Source organism: Dysgonomonas reticulitermitis (assembly GCF_054601275.1).
Window position 1 is genome coordinate 96,459 of sequence record NZ_BAAHWU010000005.1, and the last position, 24,387, is coordinate 120,845.

The 24,387-nt window shown below is 40.9% G+C and carries 17 protein-coding genes; 14 read left to right on the forward strand and 3 right to left on the reverse strand.

What is annotated here, in order from left to right:
• The first annotated feature begins 21 nt into the window (after nt 1-21).
• The 5 genes from ACYPZI_RS04265 (at nt 22) to ACYPZI_RS04285 (ending at nt 5,670) form a co-directional block, all read left to right on the forward strand.
• Nucleotides 22-729: an MIP/aquaporin family protein gene (locus ACYPZI_RS04265; RefSeq protein ID WP_459598945.1), complete on the forward strand. Its 708-nt coding sequence runs from the start codon at nt 22-24 to the stop codon at nt 727-729.
• A 109-nt stretch (nt 730-838) separates the two neighbouring features.
• On the forward strand, nt 839-2,470 hold the full coding sequence (glpA, locus tag ACYPZI_RS04270; protein WP_459598947.1) for an anaerobic glycerol-3-phosphate dehydrogenase subunit A: 1,632 nt from the start codon (nt 839-841) through the stop codon (nt 2,468-2,470).
• Nucleotides 2,467-3,729, forward strand: a complete 1,263-nt coding sequence (glpB, locus tag ACYPZI_RS04275) for a glycerol-3-phosphate dehydrogenase subunit GlpB (RefSeq protein ID WP_459598949.1) — start codon at nt 2,467-2,469, stop codon at nt 3,727-3,729. The genes glpA and glpB overlap by 4 nt, the downstream gene beginning before the upstream one ends.
• A gap of 185 nt (nt 3,730-3,914) precedes the next feature.
• Nucleotides 3,915-5,129, forward strand: a complete 1,215-nt coding sequence (gene glpC, locus ACYPZI_RS04280; protein ID WP_459598951.1) for an anaerobic glycerol-3-phosphate dehydrogenase subunit GlpC — start codon at nt 3,915-3,917, stop codon at nt 5,127-5,129.
• Nucleotides 5,130-5,496: 367 nt separating this feature from the next.
• Complete coding sequence (locus tag ACYPZI_RS04285; RefSeq protein ID WP_459598953.1) at nt 5,497-5,670, forward strand: hypothetical protein; 174 nt, start codon at nt 5,497-5,499, stop codon at nt 5,668-5,670.
• Between the two features lie 99 nt (nt 5,671-5,769).
• On the opposite strand, the gene ACYPZI_RS04290 is transcribed toward ACYPZI_RS04285, so the two are convergent.
• Nucleotides 5,770-7,650, reverse strand: coding sequence for a CocE/NonD family hydrolase (locus ACYPZI_RS04290; protein ID WP_459598955.1), 1,881 nt, complete (start codon nt 7,648-7,650; stop codon nt 5,770-5,772).
• A gap of 208 nt (nt 7,651-7,858) precedes the next feature.
• Between ACYPZI_RS04290 and ACYPZI_RS04295 the strand changes: the two genes are divergently transcribed.
• From ACYPZI_RS04295 to ACYPZI_RS04335, 9 genes are all read left to right on the forward strand, one after another.
• A complete protein-coding gene (locus ACYPZI_RS04295) occupies nt 7,859-8,767 on the forward strand; it encodes a glycerophosphodiester phosphodiesterase family protein (RefSeq protein ID WP_459598957.1) in 909 nt (302 codons plus the stop codon).
• Between the two features lie 166 nt (nt 8,768-8,933).
• Nucleotides 8,934-10,271: a glycerol-3-phosphate transporter gene (glpT, locus tag ACYPZI_RS04300; RefSeq protein ID WP_459598959.1), complete on the forward strand. Its 1,338-nt coding sequence runs from the start codon at nt 8,934-8,936 to the stop codon at nt 10,269-10,271.
• A gap of 425 nt (nt 10,272-10,696) precedes the next feature.
• Entirely contained in the window at nt 10,697-12,688 is a 1,992-nt protein-coding gene (locus ACYPZI_RS04305; protein WP_459598961.1) for a calcineurin-like phosphoesterase C-terminal domain-containing protein, read from the forward strand.
• Between the two features lie 30 nt (nt 12,689-12,718).
• A complete protein-coding gene (locus ACYPZI_RS04310) occupies nt 12,719-15,997 on the forward strand; it encodes a SusC/RagA family TonB-linked outer membrane protein (RefSeq protein ID WP_459598963.1) in 3,279 nt (1,092 codons plus the stop codon).
• Nucleotides 15,998-16,017: 20 nt separating this feature from the next.
• The gene (locus ACYPZI_RS04315; protein ID WP_459598965.1) at nt 16,018-17,826 is read left to right on the forward strand and encodes a RagB/SusD family nutrient uptake outer membrane protein; all 1,809 of its coding nucleotides are present in this window, start codon (nt 16,018-16,020) and stop codon (nt 17,824-17,826) included.
• Between the two features lie 34 nt (nt 17,827-17,860).
• On the forward strand, nt 17,861-19,363 hold the full coding sequence (locus ACYPZI_RS04320) for a BACON domain-containing protein (protein WP_459598967.1): 1,503 nt from the start codon (nt 17,861-17,863) through the stop codon (nt 19,361-19,363).
• Between the two features lie 501 nt (nt 19,364-19,864).
• On the forward strand, nt 19,865-20,023 hold the full coding sequence (locus ACYPZI_RS04325) for a hypothetical protein (RefSeq protein ID WP_459598969.1): 159 nt from the start codon (nt 19,865-19,867) through the stop codon (nt 20,021-20,023).
• Nucleotides 20,024-20,508: 485 nt separating this feature from the next.
• Nucleotides 20,509-20,970 (forward strand): nucleoside-diphosphate kinase, encoded by a 462-nt coding sequence (gene ndk / locus ACYPZI_RS04330; protein ID WP_459598971.1) that lies wholly within the window; start codon nt 20,509-20,511, stop codon nt 20,968-20,970.
• Nucleotides 20,971-20,978: 8 nt separating this feature from the next.
• Nucleotides 20,979-22,016, forward strand: coding sequence for a peptidoglycan DD-metalloendopeptidase family protein (locus ACYPZI_RS04335; RefSeq protein ID WP_459598973.1), 1,038 nt, complete (start codon nt 20,979-20,981; stop codon nt 22,014-22,016).
• Nucleotides 22,017-22,095: 79 nt separating this feature from the next.
• On the opposite strand, the gene gltA is transcribed toward ACYPZI_RS04335, so the two are convergent.
• A complete protein-coding gene (gene gltA, locus ACYPZI_RS04340; RefSeq protein WP_459598975.1) occupies nt 22,096-23,571 on the reverse strand; it encodes an NADPH-dependent glutamate synthase in 1,476 nt (491 codons plus the stop codon).
• A 28-nt stretch (nt 23,572-23,599) separates the two neighbouring features.
• Complete coding sequence (locus tag ACYPZI_RS04345; protein ID WP_459598977.1) at nt 23,600-24,382, reverse strand: sulfide/dihydroorotate dehydrogenase-like FAD/NAD-binding protein; 783 nt, start codon at nt 24,380-24,382, stop codon at nt 23,600-23,602.
• Nucleotides 24,383-24,387 lie beyond the last annotated feature (5 nt).

Here is a 24,387-nt window from a genome sequence, read left to right on the forward strand (position 1 = left end):
AAATTAACCAACACTAATATTATGGGACAAGATATTTTATTCGAATTCATTGGAACAGCTATTCTTATACTCTTTGGAGCCGGCGTATGCGCCAATGTGTCTCTAAAAAAAACACTAGGAAACAATTCGGGATGGGTAGTCATAACATTCGGATGGGGACTGGCTGTTTTTGTGGCTGCCTACATATCCTCACCCTATTCAGGTGGACACCTCAATCCTGCCCTGACTATAGGCTTAGCCGTAGCCGGAAAATTTAAAGGAAGTATATTGGGCTATATTATAGCACAAATGCTTGGGGCTATAGTTGGAGCGTGTTTAGTTTATCTTATGTACAAACCTCACTTCGATGAAGAAGAAAATCCGAACGCGAAACTAGGAGTATTTTGTACTGCTCCTGCCATAAAATCTCTCATTCCTAATTTAGCAAGTGAAATAATAGGAACATTCGTTTTAGTTTTTGGCGTATTGATGGCTGCCGGAGCCGAAATAGCAGGCCCTTTGCCCGTAGCTTTACTTATCGTCGCCATCGGTATGTCGCTAGGAGGAACAACAGGATACGCTATAAACCCCGCCCGAGACTTGGGACCAAGAATAGCACACGCCATATTACCCATCAAAGGCAAAAGAGACAGTAACTGGGGGTATGCATGGCTTCCTGTCATAGCCCCTATATGCGGAAGTGTGTTAGCGGCACTCTTATACATCCTTATTTTTAACCAAACAAAATAAAAATAACACAAAAGTTTCATTTTTATTTTATTTTTATTTCGATTTAATTTTGATATATTTCGAAATATTCGTTATTTTGTATCATAATACATTTGTTAAAATAAGTAGTATGGGATTAGCAAACCATTCAGATCCATTTGACGTAATTATCATCGGCGGGGGAGCTACAGGAGTCGGCGTTGCCCGCGATTGCTCCCGAAGAGGATTACGCTCACTATTAATAGAACGTTATGATATAGTCACCGGAGCCACCGGACGCAATCATGGGCTATTGCATAGTGGCGCTCGTTATGCGGTTACAGATATGGAATCTGCCGAAGAGTGTATTAAAGAAAATATGATTCTGAAAAGAATAGCCAGCCATTGTATAGAAGAAACAGACGGGTTATTCTTAACATTGCCCGAAGACGATATAAATTATCAGACCAAATTTGTAGAAGCCTGTTTAAAAGCAGGGATTCAGGCAAATATTATAGATCCTAAAGAAGCATTATTGCTCGAACCTTCTGCCAATCCGGCTATACTTGGGGCTGTCAGAGTTCCGGACGGATCAGTGGATCCATTCCGCCTGACCGCGTCTAATATGATAGACGCCAAAGCACATGGAGCAACTGTCTTAACTTATCACGAGGTGATAAACATGATAATAGAACAAGACAGAATTATCGGAGTAAAAGTTTTGAACCACAAAACAAAAGAAACAAAAGAAATATATGGTTCAGTTATTGTCAATGCAGGAGGAATATGGGGACAACATATCTCGGAATTGGCAGGAATAAAAATAAAAATGCTTCCGGCAAAAGGAGCCCTTCTTATATTTGGACACAGAGTGAACGGAATGGTACTTAACCGATGCAGAAAACCGGCAGACGCGGATATTTTGGTTCCGGGTGATACCATTTCGCTAATTGGCACAACATCGAGCAATATACCTTACGATCAGATAGACAATATGATTATAACCCCCGAAGAAGTAGATTTGCTAATACAGGAAGGGGAGAAACTCGCGCCAATATTAAATAAAACACGTATACTACGTGCCTATGCGGGTGTAAGGCCTTTAGTAGCCGCCGACAATGACCCTACCGGACGAAATGTGAGTAGAGGTATCGTACTACTCGATCATAAAAAGAGAGATGGGCTGGACGGATATATCACTATAACCGGAGGCAAACTAATGACGTACAGGTTAATGGCGGAATGGGCTACAAATCTTGTTTGCGAGAAACTAAGCGTAAATCAACCGTGTACTACAGCCACCGAAAATCTACCGGGATCGAGAGAAAATATAGAAGATATAAATAAAAAAATAATATCGCTGCCACATGCCCAACGAGAATCAGCAAGCTACAGACATGGGGATATGGCAGAAAAACTTTCTTCGAACACACTCTTCGACAATAGCTTAGTATGCGAATGTGAAGAAGTTTCGGTAGGAGAAGTAAAATATGCTTTGAAAGAACTTAACGTAAAAAGCCTTGTCGACTTACGACGCAGGACTCGTATAGGTATGGGAACCTGTCAAGGTGAACTCTGCGCGTGCAGAGCCGCGGGAGTAATGGGAGACACCGAGCCTTTTTGCACAAAAAGAGCAAAAGCTGATATCGCGTCTTTTCTTAACGAACGATGGAAAGGAGTACATCCTGTGGCATGGGGAGACACATTGCGCGAAAGCGAATACACAAGTTGGGTATATGAGAGCATTTGCGGATTAAGTTTACAAAAAAACGAAGACGAATGAAATTTGACACTATCATCATAGGAGGCGGATTGGCCGGACTGATTTGTGGTATTCGTCTATCGCGGCAAGGACAACGTTGTGTGATAATATCTTTAGGACAAAGTGCACTTCACTTTTCATCAGGATCTTACGATCTGTTAAATTTCCTGCCTGATGGCACAGAAGTTACAAGTCCGATTTCTGCAATAAAAAAACTTACAGAAAGCTACCCGAACCATCCGTATGCGAAGCTTGGAGAAGAAAGATTCTCTGAATTAGCGTTTTTCGCACAAAAGTACTTACAAGAAATAAGAGTACCTGTCCAAGGTTCTGCTAAAGAAAATCATTATAGAGTTACTCCAATGGGTAACCTTAAATCAACATGGTTGAGCTCCGCCGACTTCGCGACAAGCCAAAGCAAAGATAAGCTACCTTGGAAAAGGGTCGCGATATTCAACCCTATAGGATTTTTAGATTTTTATCCACGATTTATAGCAGACGAATTCCTCAAACTGGGAACAGAAAGCAATATTCATTTATTCAACCTACCCGATCTCGATCTTTTGCGAAGAAATCCCAGCGAGATGCGCTCAACAAATATCGCAAGGGTACTCGATCAGAAAAATAACTTATTAGAGTTAACCCAAGTATTGAAAAAAGAGAGCGCGGATTGTGACGCGATTGTTTTTCCGGCATGTTTAGGACTCAACGATGATATTATAGAAGTTATAAAGAAAGAAGTGGATAAGCCATTCGTCCTGATACCGACTCTGCCTCCATCCATCGTCGGAATACATACGCAACAACACTTGCACAATTTCTTCATCAAATCGGGAGGAGTATATATGCTTGGCGACAGTGTAAAAAGAGCAGAAATAGATAACAATCTGGTGGAAAGAGTTTACTCGTACAATCACGGTGATATCCCCTTTACCGGAAAGAATGTTGTACTGGCCACAGGCAGCTATTTTAGTCAAGGCCTTATAGCAACTCAAGATTCTATATACGAACCTATATTCGGACTGGACACATCATTTGCAGATAACAGGCAAGAATGGTACAGTGCCAACATGTTCGAAACGCAAGGTTATCAGTATTTCGGAGTGAAAACAAATAACAACTTTAATGGTCTGAAAAATAGCAAGCCGATAGATAATCTATATGTGGCAGGAGCCATTTTGGAAGGCTTCAACGGAATTAAAGAAGGTTGTGGCGCTGGTGTCTCGATACTGAGTGCATTACATATTGCTGACACTATTTTAAAGAACGCGAATCAGTAGCTACTATAACTACATACCGGAAAAAGATTCGCTATCTGGCTATAAATCAGCAATAAACAGATAGAAGAGGGGGAAGATGACAGATGAAAAAAACATATAAAAAGTGTATAGTTTTGTCAGGTTTTAGTTAAAATCTTATTTTATAGAAATCAACCTTTGATTCGCATGATAAATCAGCTAAAAATATGAATTTGCGACAACATAATATAAGCGAAAATAATTTCGAGCAATGTATAAAATGTACAATATGTACAGTCTATTGCCCCGTAGCCGCAGTTAATCCGGACTATCCGGGTCCGAAACAAGCCGGCCCCGACGGAGAAAGGCTCAGATTGAAAAAAGAGAACTTTTACGATGAAGCTTTAAAATACTGCATCAATTGCAAGAGGTGTGAGGTTGCTTGTCCTTCCAATGTGAAAATTGGAGATATTATACAATCGGCTCGTATAAAATACAACAAAAAACGATCTAAAGTAAGAGATTTTATATTAGCCAATACAGATCTTGTAGGTACCTTGTCCACTCCATTTGCCCCAATCATGAATCTGGCACTGGGACTGAAACCAGTAAAAATGGCTTTGGACATTACATTGGATATAGACCATCATCGAAGCTTCCCTAAATATTCTTCGGGCACATTCGAAAAATGGTACAAAAAGCAAACTGAAACCCAAAAAAAATACGAAAAACAGGTCAGCTATTTTCATGGTTGTTATGTGAATTACAACAACCCTCAACTGGGAAAAGATCTCGTAAAAGTATTTAACTCGCTCAATATAGGTGTACAATTGTTGCGTAAAGAAAAATGCTGTGGCGTAGCCCTTATATCCAACGGATTGATAAAACAGGCCAAGAAGCAGGCAGAGACAAACATCGCCTCGATAAGAGAATCGGTTATAGACAACAACATTCCGGTAGTGGCCACATCCTCTACCTGCACTTTCACCATCCGTGACGAATATCCGCACCTGTTAAACATAAGCAATGCGGATGTAAGAGACAATGTAGAGCTGGCAACACGCTATTTATATCGTCTATTCAGTACTTCAGATGTAAAGCCAAAGCTAAAAAACAAAAAAATAAAAGTCGCTTATCATACTCCATGCCATATGGAGAAACTTGGCTGGTCTTATTATTCAATCGAACTGCTCAGGTTGATACCTAATATAGAATTGACCATTCTCAATTCGCAATGTTGTGGTATTGCAGGAACTTACGGGTTCAAAAAAGAGAATTACAAAACATCTCAGGATATAGGAGACTCTTTATTCAAACAAATAGAAGCTGATAACTTTGACTATGTTGTCACCGATTGCGAAACTTGCAAATGGCAGATAGAAATGTCTACAACAAAGAAGAGTGAGCATCCTTTGTCTATCATTGCTCAAGCTATCGAATGATTGTAAAATCATACAGATATTTCGAATATGCTTTCGCGCATGAGTAACTGTTCAAAACATAAATATTCGAATTACAATCAGATGTAATAACCCAAAGAAGAATCTTTAGATATAGCTTACACGCACAAATCACACTAAAATGCTGTATCACAAATACATAGAAACAAAAGGAAGAAAAAGAAAGAATTCGAAATAAAAAAAGATATTTACAAGCAAGAATGTTTGCTAAAAGACTTTAAAATTAGTATATTTACTATAAGAGCAGAAAAAGCAAGCAGACAATGGAGTTTAAAGTTTCTGTTTTACTTTTCATTCTGTTTTGCTTATTTTAGAAAACATTATAATTAACTTTATAAAAAAGCATGTTATGACAAAGACTTATAACTTAGACAATTCTCAGAATTCCAACATAAGAGAATATAGATTTGATATACAACAAGAAGCAATGAAAGAACTTTCTCCTACTTATTCCGAAGTATTAAGAATATTAAGAGAGGCTTTTAGCTTAGTAGATATAACTCAAATCGTTAAGAAAATATAGTTACCAATAGAGTACAGATTTTTTTTACTACCTTATTTAAAGGCAGTAACAGAATATTTATACCTCAACGTTGAGACTACTCACAAAGAGCCTTCCTGCTTAATCTAAAATAGGCAGTACTATTTTGGAAGCCAGATCTGCCTGATGATATATCCTTACAACAGACTTGACAAAATCTTCTTTCGAATAATTATATATATTTACAAATTGCTGCGGATTTCTGTCTACAAGAGGAAACCATGTACTTTGTATCTGAATCATGAGTTTATGTCCTTTCTGAAAGGTATGGGCTATATCAGCCAATTCGAATTTCACATTTGAAGGAACAAAGGGGGTAAAGGCTTCAGGAGTTAAGAAGTTATTACGGTAGCGCCCTCTCATAACATCTCCTCTTACCATCATCTGATACCCACCCATCACAGTTTTCTTATCCAACTGACTGCATATATCATTATCATATTTAAAGTCATCGGGGAACACATCTATAATCTTCACTATGAAGTCGGCGTCAGTAGTAGATATAGAAGCTTTCAGATCAACAACGACAGGTCCTGCCAGCACAAGGTCTTTCGATAGAATATCTGTTTCGAAAACAACAACATCCGGCCTTTGAGAAGCAAAACGTTGATCTGCGACCATATACTCTTTGGGGCGACTACGCCCTATTTCATTCAGAAAAGGCACAGGTGCGGACGGGTCGGAGACATATTCTGAGAAAGAGTTTCTCTCATAAGGTTGCTCAAAAGAAAGCCGCCCCCCTAACGATAAATAAACATCTGTTGTTTTCATACCTACCGGTGGCCAGCAATCAAATTCTTTCCATTTATTTTCACCTGAGAAAAATACAACAGCATCCTTTATACTATCAAGATTTCCTTTACCTTTCAGATAGTAATTAAAGAAAGGCATCTCTACATCATGCTGGTAATATTCTGCCGTATTAGATCCAAAACAAATATCTCCCAAAGATGACACATTCACTCCAGTCCATGCTCCATGCGACCAAGGGCCAATAACCAACCGACAATGTGCATCTTTTGATTCTTGCTTAATAGTTCTATATGTATGCCATGTTCCATAACCGTCTTCCGCATCAAATAGACCGCCCACTATCAGCATAGGCACTTTAAGACCAACACACGCCTTTTTGGCACTCCTACTCTGCCACCATCCATCGTAGTCCGGATGATCCATCATATCGTTCCAAAAGGGAATACTATCCCCAAAATACCTGGAAAGATTTTTCAGGGTTCCCGTTTTTAGGAAGAAAGAATAACTATCTGTCTTATAAAAGCTCCGCTTACGGGGGCCTTGTTCTGTCGGATAAGGTCGCTTATGACCGAATCCGTCAAAAAAACGGAAAGCATCCATCATCATAAACGCTCCGTTGTGGTGAAAGTCATCTCCCATAAACCAATCATAAACGGGAGCCTGCGGACTTACAGCCGCTATGGCTGGATGCATGGAAGCCGCCGCCATTGTAGAATAAAATCCGGGGTAAGATACACCAAAAACACCTACACGTCCATTATTATTAGATATGTTTTTCACAAGCCATTCGACAGTATCGTACGCGTCACTAGCCTCATCTATATCTCTATTATTTTGTTTTTGAGTAATAAAAGGCCGAACATTCTCAAATTCTCCTTCACTCCTCCATTTACCTCTCACATCTTGGACAACATAGATGTACTCCTCTTTCAAATATTCATATAGATAACTATCCCACAAAGCCTCCTTAAAAAATGAAACTCCATAAGGCTTACATGAATAAGGAGTGCGGGTTAGAAGAAACGGATGCTTCTCTCCTCTATCCACAGGAGCATACACAGCAGTGTATAAATGAACTCCATCTCTCATCGGAATCATATATTCACTTTTTACATAATTATCCCGAACCCATGTTTCTTGAGATGTTTGAGCACAAAGCAACACAGGCAGTATAAAAAGTATATTCAATACGGACAGCTTCAAATTCATAACATTAGATATTTTTATACAAAAGAACAAACATTTAACCGAAAAGCAAAATAAGCAACCATACTAATGAGTGTTCTTAACATATTTGAAACACAATTTATTTAATTCGAAATATTTATGTTTTGATTTGAAATTTTATTATTTTTACAGACAATTATACAGAAAGGACGTTTTGAATCATATCAGATTAAACATTAAAACAAATAACATGAAGAAGATATTTCTGGTTGTAGCTTGTTCTACACTTCTTTTAGGCTGTAAAACAAGGGAGAATATAGCAAACGACACCAAGTCCCAACCGATCTTTGATACAGAGGCTCACAGAGGAGGAAGAGGTCTTATGCCTGAAAACACAATACCTGCCATGATAGACGCTATAGACAGGGATGTAGTGACATTAGAGCTCGATCTTCAAATATCTAAAGATAAAAAAGTAATCGTATCACATGATCCATACTTCAACGACAAAATAACAACCACTCCTGAAGGCAAATTCTTAACAACCTCGGAAGCAAAGGAACGGCTCTTATACACCATGACATACGACAGCATACAAAAATATGATGTCGGTATAAAAAACAACCCCGATTTCCCTCAAAAGAAAAGTATCGCGGCATCTAAACCTTTACTTTCAGACCTGATAAAAGCTTCGGAAGAGCACGCTCGTGGAAAAGGAAAATCAATGCTTTACAACATAGAGATAAAATCATCTCAAACAGGAGACAACATCAACCATCCGCCTGTGGAAGAATTTGTAAACCTCGCCATAAAAACAATTACAGACAATGGTATCCGAAACAGAACAGTTGTACAATCTTTCGACATGAGAGCCCTACAGATTATACACAATAAATATCCGGATATAAAGACTTCTTTACTTGTCAGCAAGAAGGATAAGGAAAGCGCGAAACAACAATTTGAGACGCTAGGCTTCATCCCTCACACTTACAGCCCGGAATACACAATGGTCACCGAAGAAATGATTCAGTATTGCCATTCAATAAATGTAAAAGTTTTGCCATGGACAGTAAATACAATTAGCGAGATAAAACAATTGAAGGACATGGGTGTCGACGGAATCATCTCGGACTACCCAAACTTATTCAAGGAATTATAATATAAAAAAGAAATCATTTATTAAAAATAACACCTATTATTATTTTATTTCGAAAAAATTCGTTTCTTTGTGAATGGCTTTCGATTTAATTTCGATAAGATATTCGTGGACTTTTTTATCATATGTACTAATAAGCTTAAAACAATACCAATTTACGATTAATATCATGTTCAATTTTTTAAAACCACCAGCACACAAAGATCTATTATCCGACGAAAAAATAGACAAAGAGTATAAAAAATTACGCTTACAAGTCTTTTTGGGTATATTTATTGGTTATGCCGGATATTATTTAGTAAGAAAAAACTTCTCGTTAATAATGCCCGACCTTATAGAAGAAGGTTCCTCTAAGGCTGCTTTAGGTATCGTCCTTTCGGCGGTTTCGATTGCCTATGGTATCAGTAAGTTTATTATGGGAAGTGTTTCCGACAGGAGCAACGCCAGAATATTTCTTCCTTTAGGGCTTCTTCTTTCAGCTCTAACTCTTGTTTTTTTAGGGCTGATACCTGTTCTAACTTCATCCGTAGTAGTTATGTTTATTCTATTTTTCATGAACGGATGGTTTCAGGGTATGGGATGGGCTCCTTGCGGACGTGTAATGGTACATTGGTTTTCAATCAAAGAAAGAGGGACTAAGATGTCTATTTGGAATGTAGCTCATAATGTTGGCGGAGGGATAATAGGTCCTCTGGCTATTTTAGGGGTTGCTATATTCGGAGACTGGCATAGCAAATTATATTTCCCTGCCTTTGTAGCTATTATAGTTGCATTCATAGCCTATTTACTCATCAGAGACACCCCTCAATCATGCGGTTTACCAAACATAGAAGCTTATAAGGATGATTACCCAGCCGATTACTCTAAAAATCAGGAAGAAGAACTAACTACCAAAGAGATATTTCTTAAATATGTATTAAACAACAAATTACTCTGGCTTATTGCCTTTGCTAATGCATTTATATACCTGGTACGATATGGCGTATTAGACTGGGCTCCGGCATATCTGGAAGACGCCAAAGGGTTTTCTGTCAAAGAATCAGGATGGGCCTATTTTGCATATGAATACGCAGGCATACCGGGTACTCTTCTCTGCGGATGGATTTCTGATAAGATATTTAGAGGAAGACGTGCTCCAGCCATTATTATCTATATGCTATTAACTATGATTGCAGTAATAGTATACTGGAAGAATCCGGCAGGAAACATTATAGTTGATAATATCGCGCTTATTGCAATTGGATTTCTCATCTATGGCCCTGTAATGTTGATAGGAGTACAGGCTCTAGACCTTGTTCCTAAAAAAGCTGCCGGTACAGCTGCCGGACTAACAGGATTCTTCGGATATTTTCTCGGAACATCGTTATTCGCGAATATAGGCTTAGGGTTTGTAGTAGAACATTTATCGTGGGACTATATGTTCATCATTCTTGTTGGAGCTTGCGTTTTATCTATTCTGTTTACCGCGGCTACATGGAATAAGGAAAAAGCAAGGCTTCAAAGATAAAAAAACACATTATTTAACCAATTCTTAATTAAATCTAAATTACCATAGAATAAAACTTTTCTTATTTTGTGCTCATTAAAAAAGAAAAGCGATGCACTTAAAACAAGAATTTAATTCATTTAATCTAAACGGAATACTATGAATGTTTTTATTTTCAGCTGGAATCAATCCAAAAGAGGGATAAAACTGGTACTATTACTCTTCATTATCATGGGGAGCATAATTTCAGTTTATGCCCAACAAAACAGATCAGTATCCGGGATAATAGCCGACCCGGAAACATCAGAACCATTAGTTAGCGCGACAGCAGTCATTGAGGGGACTAAACATGTCGCAGGTTCAATGAGTGGCTTTATTTTTAATAGTGCGCTCTAAACGCCTATCCCTATAAGAAAATATACTTTTAAATTATTGAATTGAGTGACATGAAAAATAGTAGTTTTAGAAATATTGAAATATATTTATTGTGGTTGGTACTAGTCTCCATTTTATCGTTGTGTGGTTGCAAGAGTGGGAACGGTATAGGAGAACCTACGGATGATTTTGATGTACGGATTAACCTTCCGTCCTCAATTGATATTATCAAAGGTGATGAATATGTCTTTATAGGACAAGAGAACGTTGGACTAAAAACATCCGACTCATTCATTCTGGAGTCGGGTGGTATATCTTACATTTGTCCTATCACCGCTGTTACATCCACAAACTTTACTGTAAGGATTTCCGATGAATGTGAAACAGGTAATTACAATGTTTACATTAAAAGGAATGTACAGAAGAAGTCTATTGGACGTATATATATTAATGTTGTTGATTTTTTGTTTACGCCGGATGAAGGCACTACGATATATGGCATCGTTAAATCGGAAGAGGGTGGCGTGAAAGATGTCGTGGTTTCGGATGGTGTAGAAGTGACCACTACAAATGAAAAAGGTATCTATCAACTCAAGTCCGCGAAAAAAAGAAATTATGTCTTTATCTCTGTTCCGAGCAATTACGAAGTCCCTTCTTCAGGAGTGCTTCCTTTGTTCTCTCAGACATTAAATGGCAATGCTAACACGGCGGAACGAGTAGACTTTACTCTCAAGAAGGTTACCGGACAAGATACTTATAAAGTCTTCATGCTTGGAGATATGCACCTTGCCGATCGTACGAATGATATTAATCAATTTAAGGATTTCACAACCGACTTGAACAATTACCGTAATGCTCATCCAAGTGAGAAAATGTATGCGATTACGCTGGGAGATATGACGTGGGATTTGTATTGGTATTCAAATAAGTATTTTGAGCTTCCTAATTACCTGAATACCATTAACGGTCTTATTAAGAATTTACAGATATTCCATACTATCGGTAATCATGATTATGATTATAAGACAACGAACGATTTTAGCGCGGAGAGCAAATATATGAGTTTCATTGGACCGACCTATTATTCCTTTAATATAGGGAAGGTACATTATGTTGTCTTGGATGACATCGATTGCAACAATTATGATGGAACAGATTCGCGTAATTATTCAAAAAATCTTTTTGCTGAACAATTGACTTGGCTAACAAAAGACCTCTCTTATATTAGCAAATCCACACCGCTGATCATCGTGATGCACGCGCAAGTATTCTATCCTATAGAATCCGGTGATGATTTCAAGATTGATCATGATGTGATTAGTACCAATCAGCTTTTTAATATTGTGAAGGACTATAAGGTGCATTTTGTGACAGCACATACGCATGAGATCTTCAATGTAACGCCTGAAGCCACTATTGTAGGCGGGAAGGAATTCTTTGAACACAACTCGGGAGCTATTTGTGCCTCATGGTGGTGGTCAAACTACTTAACTCAGGGTGTTCATATTAGTCCTGACGGCGCCCCGGGCGGATATGCTATTTGGGATATTTCCGGTACAAATATTCAATATCTCTACAAGAGTACGGGATGGACGCAGGATTACCAGTTTCGCAGTTACGACCTGAACAATGTGAGCTTCTCGTTGGCCGATGTTCCGTTGATGCCTTCCAATATCTCCAGCACCGTTAAAAATAAATATATGCAGTATGTCAATGCATATCCGGCAAACAACAATAATGAGGTACTGATAAATATCTGGAACTGGAACCCGCGCTGGACATTGACGGTGACTGACGAGTCCGGAAAAAATCTGACTCCTATAAAAGTCTGGGCATACGACCCGCTGCATATTGCCGCTCTTTCCGTGATGCGTTTCAATTCGGCGACTCTCTCTGCTACTCCTAGTTTTATTACCGAAAAGGCCAACCATTTCTTCAAGATGAAAGCAGACAATGCCAATACGGACTTGGTTATTACTGTCAAGGATGAATTCGGACACACATGGACAGAAAATATGCAACGTCCTAAAGCTTTCTCTACAGATGTCTATAAATCCAAATAAAAATTACTTTAATTTTAATACTGTAAATTTATGAAAGTACTCAAATCATTTGTTTTATGGCTACTATTAATAGTGGTGGAGAGTGTTTCGGTTCTTTCTGCCCAGGACAGAGTAGTATCAGGTCAAGTACTTGATGAGAAACAAGATCCTCTCGTGGGAGTTACCATTCAGGTCAATGGTACGACTCGAGCTACTATTACCGCGGAGGATGGTTCTTTCAAACTTCAAGCTCCATCAGAGGCTGTCATTTTGAATATCTCTTATGTGGGTTTTTTGTCCCAAAAAGTCAAGATTTCCCCAAATCAAAAAGAGATTAAGGTTTATATGCAAGAAGATGCTGTTTTACTTGATGAAACGGTAGTTATCGGTTATGGAACACAGAAAAAGGTTAACTTGACTGGAGCCGTTACAACGGTGAGTGGCAAATCGCTTGAAAATCGAGCATCCCATTCGTTAACCAATATGCTGCAAGGATCTGTCGCGGGACTTAACATCACCACATCTTCAGGTGTACCCGGTAGTTCGCCCGATATTAATGTACGTGGTGTGACATCTATTAACGGGGCTTCGCCACTTGTGCTGATCGACGGCGCGGTTGGTGACCTGAATCGTGTCAACGCGAACGATGTAGAATCCATCTCTGTCATCAAAGATGCTTCGGCTGCTGCTGTTTACGGTGCTCGCGCGGCTTTTGGAGTTATACTTGTTACAACGAAGTCCGGATCGGCGCAAGACAATAAAGCGACTGTTCGCTATAGCGGCCGCGTCGGATGGGAGAGTCCAACAACTTCCACTGATTATGAGACTACCGGATATTGGTCTGTATATACCGTCAACAAGTTCTGGAAGGCTGATTCGGGAACGTTGTATGTCAACTATACAGACCGTGATATGCAGCAGTTATTGGCTCGGGTGAACGATAAAACCGAGCATCCTGATCGTCCGTGGGTGGTTGAAGACGTGAGAAACGGACGGAATCAGTGGGTTTACTACGGTAACTATGACTGGTGGCACATGATGTTTTCAGATACTCATCCGGTGCAACAACACAACATCTCTATCAGCGGAGGAGCGAAAGACATCAAATACCTCGTCTCCGGAGCATATGATTATCAGAAAGGTATTTTGAAGACGAATCCGGATATCTACAAAAAATATAATCTTCGTTCAAAGATTGACTTTCGTATCAACAAATGGGCGACGATGACAAACAACACGTCATTCTACGGTTCGCAATACACTTTCCAAGGTGATGGTAGTGTCGAGAATACCATTGCTTACAGCGCCAGGCACGCATTGGCCAATTTCCCGATGAAGAACCCGGATGGATCATGGCTCTACAGTACACCCTATCTGAATTATAAAGTAGCCAATGGTCGCCACATCATTGTAGGTGAAGGTTCGCACCGCAACATAGATCGGGCGAACGATTTTTCCAACACTACCCGGCTGGTCATCACTCCGATCAAATCGTTGAGCCTTACGGCCGATTTCACTTATCGTCTGTATCAAACACGTAATACAAGCCGTTCCAACAACATGTATTATCGGGAATATCCTGACACTGAACTCGGAGTGTATGCAACCGGTGCCGGCGCCAACCGCTTAGACGAATCAGCCAATACACGCAATTACTATTCGGCGAATACTTATGCCAACTATGACCAAACGTTCAAGAACACACACCATGTATCGGGCGTAGTAGGTTTCAACTACGAAAGGTTGTATATAAAGAATCTTTCAGCAGCCGGAGAATACCTCTCTTCCACAACGCTGGATGACTTGAACCTCGTTGGTCAAAATTCGGAGGGTCAAACAATCACAGAAGTAGGTGGTGGGCAGAATGAATATGTCTTAGCTGGTATCTTCGGTCGTGTTAACTACGATTACAAAGGTCGCTATCTCGCGGAGATCAGCGGACGTTACGATGGAACTTCGCGTTTTGCCGCTAGTAGTCGGTGGGGATGGTTCCCTTCCGCTTCCGTAGGTTGGCGTATTTCTGAAGAACCTTTTTTCAAGAAGACTCGAAACATCATTGATAACTTGAAGTTGAGAGCTTCTTTCGGTAGCTTGGGTAACCAGAATGTTTCTGATTATTATACCTTTATTCGAAGGGTTACGATTAATGATTTCGCCGGCTATTCGTTCAACGAAGGTAGCACCATGGGTAAATACTCGTCATTAGGTGCTCCGATTGCTTCCGACTTGACTTGGGAAACAGCGGAACAATGGGATCTTGGTGTTGACCTTGGCATGTTGAACAATCGGTTGAACGTTACTTTTGATGGTTATGTGCGCGATACAAAGGACATGCTGACCGATGGTATTGAACTGCCGGCTGTGTACGGAGCCAGTGTACCGAAAATGAATACCGCCGACTTGCGCACGAAAGGTTATGAGTTGTCTATCCTATGGAGAGACAGGTTTTCCATAGGTAATAAACCTCTGGAGTACAGCATTGGTTTCAATGTCAGTGACTACAGCAGTTATATTACCAAGTATGACAATGCGGACAAGACCTTTGCCAAGAGTTATTACGAAGGTATGCGTTTGGGCGAAATATGGGGATTTGTTACCGACGGACTGTTTCAAAGTACGGAAGAGGCGCAGGCTTATGCCAAAGAGGTGGATTTAGGCTATATTAATGGTCGTATCACCGGCGGCTGGCAGGCAGGTGACCTTAAGTTCTTAGATCTTGATGGAGACCACAAACTGGGTATCGGTAGCAATAATGTCAATGACCCGGGCGACCGCAAGATCTTGGGAAACTCGCTTCCAAGCCTCTCTTACGGTATCAACGCAAGTCTCCGTTGGTATGGTTTCGATGCCTCGATATTTTTACAAGGGACAGGCAACCATTATTGGTATCCATCTGGGCAAACCATGCAATTCTGGGGTCCTTACTCGTATCCTTACCAGACTTATCTGCCAAAAGATTTCTTGAAAAATGTATGGGCTGAAGATAATCCAAACGCTTACTTCACTCGACCGATGGCATATTCATCTACGTCAGGTCCTCTTAGCAAAGTCAATGATCGCTATCTACAGAACATACGTTACCTGCGCCTTAAGAATCTGACAGTAGGTTATACTATTCCTATGACTTTGACAAAGAAAGTTGGCGTCGATTTGGTTCGTCTCTATTTTTCGGGTGAGAATCTTAACTATTGGTCGCCTTTTAAGAAACGTACTAAATACATTGATCCCGAAGGAGCTTTCGTGAAAACATTTGGTTCCGATGAAGTAGCCAGCAATGCTTTCTATCCTTGGCAGAAGACGCTGATGTTTGGTGTTGATATTACCTTTTAATTCTTAAAATTATGATTAAGATGAAACGAATCATTATAGCATCCATGACATTACTCATGGGTTTCACGGCCTGCGATGACATGCTGGACTTGCAGCCGTTGAGTGAGATTTCCCAATCGGACTATTTCCAGACTGAGACAGATCTTCAGTTATTCAGCAATCCTTTCTACAATAATATGCTAAATAAATCACCCTACGACAGACAAAGTGATCTATATGTCGGCCAGAACCTGCCGGATGAAATGGTGGGAGGTACCAAACGTACCGTCCCCGCTTCAGGTAGTGGTTGGACATGGACCGATTTGCGACGTATGAACACGCTGTTGGCTTACGCCGATCTGTGTAAAGACGAGGATGCCGTCATTAAATACAAGGCTTTGACTCGCTTTTTCCGTGCTTTTTTCTATTTCGAGAAGGTAAAACGTTTCGGCGATGTGCCTTGGTATGAAGTTGAATTGGGTTCAGCGGACGGAGAACTACTCTACAAGGCGCGTGATTCACGGGAACTGGTTATGACTCACATGATAGAAGATATAGACTATGCTATCGCCAATCTCCCTAATAAAAAAAAGGAGACAAGCAGTCCTTATCGTGTCAATAAACATGCAGCTATGGCACTGAAAGCTCAGTTCTGTTTATATGAAGGTACCTACCGGAAATATCACCAACTCAGTCTTGAAGGGCACGACTACAAGTATTATTTGGAGCAGTCGGCAGCGGCTGCGCAACTGATAATGGAGGATTCCGATTATCCTTACAAACTATATAGCACAAATCATCCTGAAAGCGATTACTTGACGCTTTTTGCCGAAGAGAACGCGAACACGGATGAGTATATTCTCGCTATCAAATTCGACTACGGGCTCAGCATTTACCACAACGCTACAGCTCATACGCTGGTGCCTACACAGGGACGCCCGGGACTGACCCGCAAGATGGTGAACACTTATCTGATGAAAGACGGTACGGCATTCACCAATCAGTCCGGTTGGCAGGAAATGTCGTTCATTGACGAAATGAAAAATCGCGATCCCCGTCTGTCTCAAAGCATCCGCACACCGGGCTATACGCGTATCGGTACCACAATAGTGCTGCCACCCGATCTTTCGACAAGTGTCACCGGTTATCAGCCCATCAAATTTGTGCAAGATCCAAAGGCCTCCGGCGGGAATGTCGATCGTAACGATCGCTCTACATGCGACCTTCCGGTTTACCGCTATGCGGAGGTGCTCTTGAATTATGCCGAAGCAAAGGCTGAACTTGGTACCTTGACACAAGCCGATCTGGACAAAACGATTAACCTGATTCGTCGACGCGCGGGAATGCCTGACCTTAATATGGGTATTGCCAATGCCTCTCCGGACAGATACCTGTCTGAAGCTGAGACAGGTTATCCGAATGTCGCAGGTACGAACAAGGGTGTCATCCTTGAAATCCGTCGTGAGCGGGCCATTGAACTGAACCAAGAAGGATTCCGCTTCAATGACTTGGTACGTTGGAAAGCCGGTTATTGCATCGGCCAGTCTATTTATGGTATGTATTTTCCCGGTCCCGGAGCATACGACCTGAGTGGAGACGGAAAGGTTGATGTTACCCTCTATGCCAATGGAGCACCCAAACCAACCGTTTCTTCCGGAGTAGCATATGAAATAGGAAAAGAAATAATTCTTTCCGGAGGTGATAAGGGCTATATCTACTATCATAAAAATATCGAACGTACACCTTTCAACGAGGTGCGTGATTATCTTTACCCAATTCCTATCAACGAACGTTCGCTTAATCACAATCTCACGCAGAATCCGGGTTGGAATGATGGTCTCTCTTTTTAACTGAAAAATAGTAATTGAAAAAAAACGCAAGATTATGAAACGTATATGTTATTATATAATGGTCTTTCTCCTGTTGGCGTCTATGAATCTCTTAGAGGGGTGCCGCGATGAAGAGAGCACACTCTCCAAAGCTGTATTGGCGAGTGCCGGTACACTGAATTTCGAAGCGACCGGAAGGTTGGAAAAAATCATCACAGTCTATGCCGACGCTGACTGGGTGGCGGATGTTCCCGAATGGGTAATAGTCACTCCCGCTTTGGGTACCGGAACTATGGATGTTACAATTTCTGTAACTGAAAATATGCGCGGTGGTACTGCTGACAATCCTCGCAAGGCTGCTGTTGTATTCAAGGGTAGTACACTGGCAAGTAGGGCGGAAGTGATAATTTTTCAGGAAGGAGATAAATATCGCGACTGCAAGGAATATACGCTTGCGGAATTAGCGGTATTGGCAAACGAAGAGGTAGTATCAGTGCCGCAAATTACAGTAACGACTGTCACTACAAAAGGTTTCATTGTTAGCGATGGAATTGTTAATATCCTTATGCAGAGTTCCTCCGCTGTAAGTGTTGGCGATAAGGTTTCGGTAAAAGGAACAAAACTCTCCGATACTTATTCGCTCCCTTACGTGGAGTGTGACGAAGTGAATGTTAATTCTACGGGTGGGACGACGCTCTATCCTACCGCGACAGATATTACCGATAAGGTGAATACCTACACTTCCGCTTCGAGAACTTTTGTTATGGTCAGCGGCATATTGAACGGTAATAATATAACGGTAGAGGGTGCGAATTATTCTGTTTCAGTGATAGATGCGCCTGAAAGTTTGGGGATTGCCTCGCTGAATGGGCATAAAGTAAAGGTTACGGGTTATTTTGCCGGTGTAGCTGCACCTGTTGTCAGATTGATAGCGACTAAAGTAGAAGACATGGGACTTTATGAAATCATATATTTCGCTGATGATTTTGAATGGTTGCAACCTTGGGCTGAAGCAGGTGCAGCCGGGCAAACTGTCGAGATGAACAACCTCGATGCCACCGCTCCACAACTGCCCACTCCGAAAATTAGCGGTACTTCAGCCCTTGACGCTCTTATCGCGAAGGGTTATGAATTCCTGCGTGTCACCCCTTCGAGCACAAACGCGAGCGAGTGTATCTATCTCCAGCAGAATTACCTCAAGTTCGGTAAAACCGGCTATCAGGCAGGTATCATTCTTCCGAAACTTGAAGAGGATGTGCCATCCGGTGCCACCGCCGTGTTGTCGTTCGTTTGGTGCCCGATGCGCCAGGGTTCGGGTGTGATCGATCCCGTCAACCTGATCGTCATCGTTAAAAACGGAAGCAATGAAACGACATTCGACGTACCCGTAGCAGGATGGGAGAATGGTCACAAGCTCGAATGGATCGCAGCCGAAGTGCGGCTCAACGGCGTTACGATCAGCAAGGACACGCGCATCACGATCCGGCAGAGTAATTGGCAGTTAAGTACAGCCAACCGTTGGTTCCTAGATAATATCAAACTGGTAAAGGCTAACTGACAAATTACCGGATAAATAAAAAGAGGGTGTGCCATTTTATTAACTACTGGCACACCCTCTTCATTTACAAGCAGCATAGGGTTACGCAATAGGGTGTCAGTTTTATTGTAGCTATCTGATATATAGTGACTTATGGAAATATATGTACTGATAAGGTCACTAAGGCTGGTTTTATATTAATGAAGGCTTTTGTCAGACCAAGGTAATACTCTTGTCCTCAAATGAGTATTTCGATATTCCTTTAGGTGCTTATTGTACATTCAAAATGAGCAATACGCTTTATGTATAATCGGCGTTTAAAATCGTACAAATAAAAAACAAATCGTATAAATTTAGATAATAGGGCGAAACCTCACTTTATTGTTCGGCAGAACGAAACAGGCACCTTTGATGGCTCTCCTCCTCTTATAAATATAAATCATCTTTTTGCTGTTTTGTATTCGATACTGTCAGCATATTTGCAGAGTAAAACAAGCATAGCCACAATATAAAGGCAAGCATATGACGAACACGGCTATCAGTTGCCATACGCAAGCATCCGGGTTTGACGCGTATCCTGACGACCTGGTTGGCACGCCCGGAGATATAGAATACGGAATGATCGAATTACTGAAACTACAGGGAAAACTGCCTCAAGAAATGACAGGGATAAATCCTTAAAGCCTGTTAAAAACGGCAAAACAAAAAAGACACTTTTGTTGTCATTGTCCTTGTTAAAAAGTGTATGTATTGATGATAACAGCCTGTTATCATCAATAGAGGCATATTTTGTTATCATGATATCCAACCGACCGGTGTCCGACCGGAGGATGGAGTCCTCCGGTGAATCTCCGGTAAATAAACGCTTTTAACACAAAACCTCCGGTCAATCCACCGGTAATCCTCCAGCCACCATTTTGATAATGAACTAATTTTTAGGCTGTTATAATCTGTCTTTTTTGTTCTGCCCCTCAATAATCGCTTTTCTGCAAATTGCGATCGAAAACTTCTTTTTTTGGGCAATTAGGAATAAAATATGTTTTAAAACATAGGCTAAATGCTGTTAAAATGTACTCTTTTGAAAGACTAAGGGTTGTGAGGCTCTAAAATATATTCTATATTTGGGATTTATAAAGAATAAATCCTATTTATATCAAGCCGAAATTATGGAGAAAACCCTTATTATCCTTAAGCCATCATGTGTTCAAAGATCATTGGTCGGAGAGGTTATTTCCCGTTTTGAAAAAAAAGGATTACGGTTAGCCGGAACAAAGATGATACAGTTGGACGATGCTATACTAAATGAGCATTATGCCCATCTGAAAAATAAACCGTTTTTTCAACGTGTTAAAGATTCAATGAAAGCATGTCCTGTCATTGTACAATGTTGGGAAGGGATAGACGCGGCAAAAGTAGTGCGTTCTCTTATAGGTGTGACGAATGGGCGTGAGGCGGAAGCCGGAACGATAAGGGGTGATTTTTCTGTGAGTTCGCAAGAAAACATAGTGCATGCATCCGATTCGTCCGAATCTGCGAAAGTGGAGTTAAAACGTTTTTTTAAAGACGGTGAGATTTTTGATTATAAACTATCTACGTTGTCGAACCTTTATGCAGGTGACGAGATCTAATGTGTATTATGCAAGGAAGTAACAATATTTTGATAAAAAGCATCAAGCAATTAAGAATAGTGCCGCTGGCAGCAATGTTTTTAATTCCTATGAGCGGTTTTGCTCAAAAGAATGGCGGCAAAGCAACCAATAATGATCGTGTAGGAGTAAACTATAAGCAAAGGCACAGTAAACAAATTCAAAATAATCTCTATGCCGATGGTATCAAAATAAAAAGAGACCTTTCTATTATAAAAGAAATCCAGGAAGAACGCATACTCAGTGAAGATGAAATACCGGCAGAAGAACTTTATGGAGGTATATGGAATAATCGTTATGTGAACGCATATCGTTCTATAGAGAATATTCCGGATACATTCAAAGTAAACCTGGCTAATTTCACAATGCCTACTATGGGACATGTTACTTCCAATTATGGAGTGCGCCGTCTGCGTCGTAGTACCCGTATGCATTACGGCATAGACCTTAAAGTGCAGGTAGGCGATACTATTTATGCGGCATTTGACGGAAAGGTAAGATTGAAACAGTACGAAAGGCGCGGATACGGTTATTATGTGGCTTTGCGCCATCCTAACGGATTGGAAACTGTATACGGTCATTTATCGAAGTTCCTGGTCGAAGAAGATCAGGTAGTAAGATCGGGGGACCCTATCGCCCTCGGTGGTAATACAGGACGTTCGACAGGTTCTCACTTACATTTCGAAATACGTTTTCTGGGAAATCCGATAAATCCAACATTTATTGTGGATTTTGAAAATAAGGTTTGTCACAGAGATTCATACATGGTTACTGCCAGCAGCTATAATAGTAGTTCAAAAGGTGTCGATATAAGAAATGTCGCCTCATCAGCCACAGTTACCAGATCAACAGCTAATGTTCAAAACAAGTATGCATCAGGAAAAGTAGCTTATCATCGTATACAGAAAGGTGATACTTTGGGAGCTATTGCTGCAAAGCATAAAACAACGGTAAGCAAGCTTTGTAAATTGAATAACATTACGCAGAAAACTGTTTTACGCGCAGGAAAATCGATAAGGATATCGTGATAAAATAACTTGAGAATAGAAAAAGAGAAGAGGTTGTGGATTTCTCAACCTCTTCTCTTTTATTGGTATAAGATAAGTGTTATTTTCCTTTTAAGGCTTTATCCATAGCAGCAGCAGCTTTACGGCCGTCACCCATCGCCAGAATAACCGTTGCGCCACCTCTGACAATATCGCCTCCGGCATAGACGTCCGGTAATGCTGAGCGCATTGTTTCCTGATCTACGACGATGGTACCCCATTTGGTTATTTCGAGCCCTTTGAAAGTAGATGGGATTAGAGGATTAGGAGATACGCCTACACTGACGATCACTTCATCTACATCAAACCATTCGGTTGCACCCTCGATAGGGACTGGCTTGCGGCGTCCGGAAGCATCGGGTTCACCCAATTCCATTTTTTGTAACTGCATGCGTTGTACCCTGCCGTTTTCATCTCCCTCATATCTGATAGGGTTGTGAAGTGTATAAAACTCTATACCTTCTTCTTTAGCATGTTTTACTTCTTCTATTCTTGCCGGCATTTCTTCTTCGGAACGGCGGTAAACCACCATAGCCCGTTCTGCTCCAAGCCTTTTTGCTGTACGCACGGCATCCATAGCTGTATTTCCGGCTCCTATGATAGCAACTTTTTTACCCATCTGCACAGGGGTGTCGCTTTCCGGATTTGAAGCATCCATCAGGTTGACACGAGTAAGAAATTCGTTAGATGACATTACTCCGATCAGATTTTCACCCGGAATATTCATAAAATTGGGCAGGCCGGCTCCACTTGCTGCAAAAATGCCTTTAAAGCCATCTTCGTGCAGGTCTTCGTGAGAGATTGTTTTACCTACAATGCAGTTATTGATAAATTTAACTCCCATTTTGCGGAGGACATTGATTTCAACATCTACAATCTCATTTGGTAAGCGGAACTCGGGAATACCATACTTTAAAACGCCGCCTATTTCATGCAGCGCTTCGAAAACAGTTACGTCGTATCCTTTTTTGGCCATATCTCCGGCAAAAGATAATCCGGCAGGCCCTGATCCGATAACAGCGATTTTTATATTATTAGCGGGAGCAAGTTCCGGTAAAGACATCTTTCCGCTTTCTCGCTCATAGTCTGCTGCAAAACGCTCGAGATAACCTATTGCTACAGGTTCCTTTTTCATTTTCTGTATATAGATACACTTCGATTCGCACTGCTTCTCCTGTGGACAAACGCGACCGCAAACAGCAGGCAACGCGCTTGTTTCTTTGAGTACTTTAGCGGCTTCCAAAAAATTCCCACGTTCGATATTCTTGATGAAAGAAGGTATATGTATTCCTACCGGGCATCCTTCCATGCAGGTAGGATTTGCACAATCGAGACAACGTCCGGCTTCATAAACAGCCTGTTCCGCCGATAATCCCAGATTGACTTCGTCCTTTAGTGAACGGCTTCTATAATCGGGATCTAGTTCAGGCATGTGTACCCGTGCTCTTTCTCCCCGTTCTTTTGCTTTTACCGTTTTCCGGAGTTCTTCCCTCCATGGCTCATTGCGGCGGGCTTGTATATATTCTTGTTCTGTCATAATTTTCTGCTGATAGTTTTTCAAAAAATTAGTTGTATGCTCTAAGTCTCATTAACATTTCATCGAAGTCTACCTCGTGGGCATTAAACTCGGGGCCATCAACGCATACAAACTTGGTTTTACCTCCCACTGTTACACGGCATGCCCCGCACATACCCGTTCCGTCTACCATTATTGTATTGAGGGAAGCCATTGTAGGGATCTCATATTTCTTGGTGAGCAAAGAAACGAATTTCATCATAATGGCAGGTCCTATCGTTACGCAAAGATCTACTTTTTCTCTGTTGATAATCATTTCTATGCCGTTTGTTATTAGTCCTTTATGTCCAAAGGATCCATCATCGGTCATGACCAGTACTTCATCCGAGTATTCAGCTACTTGTTTCTCCAATATAACAAGATCTTTTGTACGTGCGGCCAACACAGAGATAACCTTGTTGCCGGCTTTTTTCATGGCCTCGATGATTGGTAACATAGGGGCTATTCCGACACCTCCGCCGGCACAAACTACCGTGCCATATTTTTCTATATGGGTGGCTTGTCCTAACGGGCCTACAACATCTGTAATATAATCGCCAACATTAAGCGCGCAGATTTTTTTAGATGAATCGCCTACGGCCTGTATGACGATTGTTATAGTTCCTTTGGTTGTGTCAGATGCCGCAATGGTAAGTGGAATACGTTCTCCCTTTTCACCAACACGTACTATTACAAAATGTCCGGCTTTACGGCTTTTTGCAATAAGGGGAGCTTCTACTTCGAATTTGACAACATTTTCGGAGAAGTACTCTTTGTCTACAATCTTATTCATTTAGT